Origin of the sequence: Streptomyces anatolicus (assembly GCF_019400875.1) — a bacterium.
GTDB lineage: Bacteria > Actinomycetota > Actinomycetes > Streptomycetales > Streptomycetaceae > Streptomyces > Streptomyces anatolicus.
In genome coordinates, this window is sequence record NZ_WMBF01000459.1 from 1 (window position 1) to 5063 (window position 5063).

The window sequence follows — 5063 nt, forward strand, 5'->3', positions numbered from 1 at the left end:
ACCCACCACTACGCCACCGGGACCCCCCTCCGCGCCGGCTTCTGGTGGCCGTCCATCCAGCAGCCGGACGGCACCCGCACCGCGGTCCAGCTCGCCCCGCCCGTCCACGCCCACCTCCCCCTGGAGGTCACGGCGCACGGCAAGCGCGTGGAGCTGCAGGCCCGCCAGTACGACCAGCTGGCCCTGATGGCCCACTCCGAGCTGCGCCCCGACGAGCGCAGCCGCTACCGCCAGACCCGGCTCCGCACCGAGGCCTACCCCACCGCCCGCCACGAGCCGCTGCGCGAGGCCGTCCTGTACGACGTCTTCGGCGGCCGCATGTACGGCGACTCCCCGCGCGCCATCCATGAGGAGATGGTCCACCGCGGCCTGCCGGTCGAACACCTGTGGGTCGTCAAGGACGGCCAGTGCGAGGTCCCGCCGACCGCGAAGGCGGTGCGCGTGCACAGCCCCGAGTACTACGAGGCGATGGCCCGCTCCCGTTACCTCGTCGGCAACACACACTTCCCGCGCTGGCTGGAGCGGCGCGAGGGCCAGCAGATCATCCAGACCTGGCACGGCACCCCGCTGAAGCGGATCGGCTTCGACTTCGACAACGACCACTTCGCGAGCACGCAGTACCTCATGGACCTGGACCGCGAGCGCCGCCAGTGGTCGATGCTGCTCTCCCCGAACCGGTTCAGCACGCCGATCATGCGCAGCGCCTTCCGGTTCGGCGGCGACGGTGACGACGCGGCCGGCGAACTCCTGGAGGCGGGCTACCCCCGCAACGACGTCCTGCTCGCCCCGGACCGCGCCGAGCGGGCCGCACGCGTACGCCACGCCCTCGGCCTGCCCGACGGCAAAAGGGTCATCCTCTACGCCCCGACCTGGCGCGAGGACAAGCAGCGCCACCGCGGCGGCTTCCTCCTCGACCTCCGCGTCGACCTGGAGAAGGCGCGCCACGAACTGGGCGACGACCACGTCCTCCTGATCCGCCCGCACGCCCACATCGTGGAGCCGGTGCCGGGCGCGGGCGACGGCTTCGTATGGGATGTCGCGGGCTATCCGGACATCATGGACCTGCTCCTGATCGCGGACGTCCTGGTCACCGACTACTCCTCGGTGATGTTCGACTTCGCCGTGACGGGCCGTCCGATGCTCTTCTTCACGTACGACCTGGAGCATTACCGCGACCGGCTGCGCGGCTTCTACTTCGACTTCGAGAAGCGCGCGCCGGGCCCGCTTCTCCCGACCTCCGACGAGTTGATCGCCGCGCTGCGGGACCTGAACGCGGAGAGCGAGCTGTACGAGAAGGAGTACGGGAAGGCGTACGACGAGTTCCGCGCCGACTTCTGCGACCTGGACGACGGCCGGGCCGCGCGCCGCGTGGTGGACCGGATGCTCGCCCACCGAGGGACGGCGACCGCATGAACACCGAGGAGGGGGACACCGCCATGCCCGAGCGCAGCGAGACCCGGGGACCCGAGCGGATCGACACCGCGGGGCCCGTGCTGAGCGTGGTCGTCCACGGCCGTAACGTCCAGGGCCACCTGGCCGCCGGCCTTGACGCCCTCGCCGCGCAGTCCTCCCCCGGCGTCGAGGTGATCGTCGCCGCCGTGGGCGCCTCCGCGCAGGCCGCGGCGGCGGACCGGCCCGGCGTCACCGTCGTACCGCTGCCCGAGGGCACGGGCGACGGCGCGGCGCGTACCGCGGGCGCCGAGCGGGCGACCGGCCGCTGGCTGCACTTCGTGCACAGCAAGGACACCGTGCCGACGGGTGCGCCCCGCACGCTCGCGGACCGCGTGGCCGACCTCGCCGACCTCGCCGGGGACGCGACCGGCGCGGGCGGCACGACCAGGGCGACCGGCGCGGACGGCACGAAAGGCGCGAGTGACGCCGACGTGCTCGTCGTCGACCACGTCCGCTCCACCTGGCGGCACCGGGGAATGCCGAGCCCCGACGGCAAGTACCTCGCCAAGCAGGCCCGCAGGGCGCTGCCGCTCGCGGACTGCCCGGACCTGCTGCGGGTCACGCCCCTGCTCGGCAACCGCGTGCTGCGCGCGGACTTCTGGCGGGCGCACGCCGGTCAACTGGCCGGAGAGGACGAGACGTACACCGCGTACGCGGCCCTGCTCCTCGCGGGCCGTATCGCCGCGCTCGACCAAGTCGCCCTGAATGTACGGGAGTTGCGGGCCGAAAGCCTGCCTTCGGGGCCGCCCGAGGCCCGCTTCGGCGTCATCGCGCGCTACGAGTCACTGCTCGCCCTCGCCGCCCACCTCGGCCTCCCGGCACCGCCCCGCGCCGCGCTCTACGACGTCATGGTCGGCGACTGCCTGCGCGTCGCCGCCCGCGAGAAGCTACCCGAACCCGTGCGCAGGGAGTTCTTCCACCGCGCCTCGAAGGCCGCCGTCGCGTGGCGCCCCGAGGGCCACCAGCGCCCGGGCGGTCTCGAAGGCGTGCGGCGCCGCATCCTCGAAGAGGACGCGTACACGAAGTACCGCACGTTCCAGACCGCCAACCAGCAGCGCCGCAAGCTCAGGTCGGCGGTTGTCTCGCGCAAGCACAAGGTGGGCCTGAAGGTCCGCGACCTGCGCTACCGAAGGGAGCTGGAGCGCCCCGTCGACCCCAACCTGGCCGTGTTCACGGCCTATTGGGACCGGGGCGTGGCCTGCAACCCGGCCGCGATCGCCGCCAAGCTCGCAGAACTCGCGCCGCACATCCACCCGGTGTGGGTCGTCGCGGCGGCGAACGTACCGCTGCTGCCGCCCGGCACCGACCACATCGTGCCCGGCACGCGCCGCTACTGGGAGGTGATGGCCCGTGCCAAGTACCTGGTCAACAACGTCAACTTCCCCAACGCGGTCGTCAAGCGCCCCGACGCGATCCACGTCCAGACCCACCACGGCACGCCGCTCAAGCGCATGGGCCTCGACCAGCTCGACTACCCGGCCGCCGCCAAGGGCCTGAACTTCCACAGCCTGCTGGCCCGCGTCGACAAGTGGACGTACAGCGTCTCCGCGAACAGCCACTCCACGCAGATGTGGGAGCGCGCGTATCCGTCACGCTACGAGTCCCTCGACCACGGCTATCCGCGCAACGACGTCTTCTACCGCGCGACGGCCGCCGACATCCGCGCGATCCGCGAGCGGCTCGGCATCGCGCCCGGCAAGCGGGCGATCCTCTACGCGCCCACCCACCGCGACTACGAGGCGGCCTGGACCCCGCGCCTGGACCTGGCCACGCTCGCCGACCGCCTCGGCGACGACACCGTCCTGCTCGTGCGCGGCCACTACTTCTACGGCGGCACGGCCTCGCCGCTCGCGGGGCTGCGCAGGAGCGGCAGGATCATCGACGTCTCGTCCTACGACCCGGTGGAGGACCTGTCCCTCGCGGCGGACGCGCTGATCACGGACTACTCGTCGATCATGTTCGACTACGCCAACCTGGACCGCCCGATCGTCATCTACGCCGACGACTGGGAGACGTACGCCACCACGCGCGGCGTCTACTTCGACCTGCCGGCGGAGGCGCCCGGCCAAGTGGCGCGCACGCAGGAGGAGTTGACGGATCTCCTCACCTCCGAGGCCTGGCGCGACGAGGAGTCGACCAAGGCCCGCAAGGTGTTCCGCGAGCGCTTCTGCGAGTACGACGACGGGCGCGCCGCCGAGCGGGTCGTACGCCGTGTCTTCCTCGGCGAGAGCGAGGAGTCCCTGCCGCCCGTGACCCCGGTCGGCGAGCGCATCCCGGCCCCGACGCCCGAGGAGGCGACGCAGCGATGACCCGCACCCCCGATGTCACCGTGACGGTGATCGTCTACAACGACGCGGACCGCCTGCCGCGCGCGGTGGCCTCCCTGCGCCGCCAGACGCACGCGAACATCGAGATCATCATCAGCGACGACCACTCGACGGACCACACCCCCGAGGTGGCCCGCCGCTTGGCGGCGGAGGACGACCGCGTCAGCTACCTCCGCCTGCCGGAGAACAGCGGCGGGTGCAGCGCGCCGCGCAACCGCGCGCTGGAGATCGCGCGCGCCCCGTACCTGATGTTCCTGGACAGCGACGACGAACTCCCCGAGCGGGCAGTCGAGTTGCTGCTCGCGGCGCACCGCGAGCGCGAGGTGGACTTCGCGATGGGCGCGGTGGAGCGGGTACGGGTGGACACGGGCCGCACCTCGACGTGGATGCCGCATCTGGTGGCGGAGCGCCGCACGGTGGAGGGCATCGAGTCCGAGCCCGCGCTGCTCTTCGAACACCTCTCGACGAGCAAGATGTACCGCCGGGAGTTCCTGGACCGCAACGGCCTGCGGTTCCCGGAGGGCATCCACTACGAGGACCAGCTCTTCTCGGCGCAGGCGTACTGCCTGGCGAAGTGTTTCACGGTGATCCCGGACCCGGTCTACCGCTGGTACATAGCGCCTTACGAGGCGGCGGAGTCGGCGTCGATCTCGAACCAGCGCCACAAGCTGACGAACGTACGGGACCGGATCCACGTACAGCGCCTGATAGACGACTTCTTGCGGACGAGCGGCCACGAGGGGATCAAGGAAGCGAAGGACTACAAATTCCTGAAGCATGACTTCCGGATGTACGCGGGGGATCTCCCGTTCCGCGACGAGGAGTGGCTGTCAGGCTTCGCGCGAATAGTGAACCCCTACCTGGCGGAGCTGTCCCCGGGCGCGTACGCCCGCCTCCCCCGAGCCGAACGGGTGGTCCTCCAGCTGGTCCGCGACCACCGCCTGGCCGATGCCCGGCTCGCGGCGCGGGGCCTGGGCCACGGGGTGGCGCCGCGCGAGACGGCCGTGGACGCCGAGGGCCGTGTCTACTGGGGCGGGCGGGTCCCGGAGACGGACCGGGCCCGCGCCGAACTCGACCTCTCCGACCAGGGCCTGGACTCCCGGCCGTTCCCGAGCGCGCAGTTCCGCCACGAGATCACGCGCATCGAGCGCGGCCCCGGCGCCTCGGTGGACCTGACCATCCGCACCTACGACCCGGGCCTGCGTCTGCCGGTGGGCCCCCAGGTGGCGACGGTGCTCCTGGCCCCCGGCCGGCGCCGCATGAAGACCCCGTTCCGCCTGGACC

At 71.9% G+C, this 5063-nt stretch carries 3 protein-coding genes; all 3 read left to right on the plus strand.

From position 1 onward, the window contains the following. The coding region (locus tag GKQ77_RS27350) for a CDP-glycerol glycerophosphotransferase family protein (RefSeq protein WP_219691603.1) at positions 1-1413 on the plus strand (1413 nt) is incomplete at its 5' end. Between the two features lie 23 nt (positions 1414-1436). After that, positions 1437-3761: a CDP-glycerol glycerophosphotransferase family protein gene (locus GKQ77_RS27355; RefSeq protein ID WP_219691605.1), complete on the plus strand. Its 2325-nt coding sequence runs from the start codon at positions 1437-1439 to the stop codon at positions 3759-3761. Next, positions 3758-5063: glycosyltransferase family 2 protein (locus tag GKQ77_RS27360; protein ID WP_219691604.1), on the plus strand; the 1306-nt coding region annotated here is incomplete at its 3' end. The genes GKQ77_RS27355 and GKQ77_RS27360, both read left to right, overlap by 4 nt.

Bases quoted from the DNA above. Each gene is read 5' to 3' on its own strand.
- GKQ77_RS27355 (WP_219691605.1), top strand. From the start codon at position 1,437: ATGCCCGAGCGCAGCGAGACCCGGGGACCCGAGCGGATCGACACCGCG.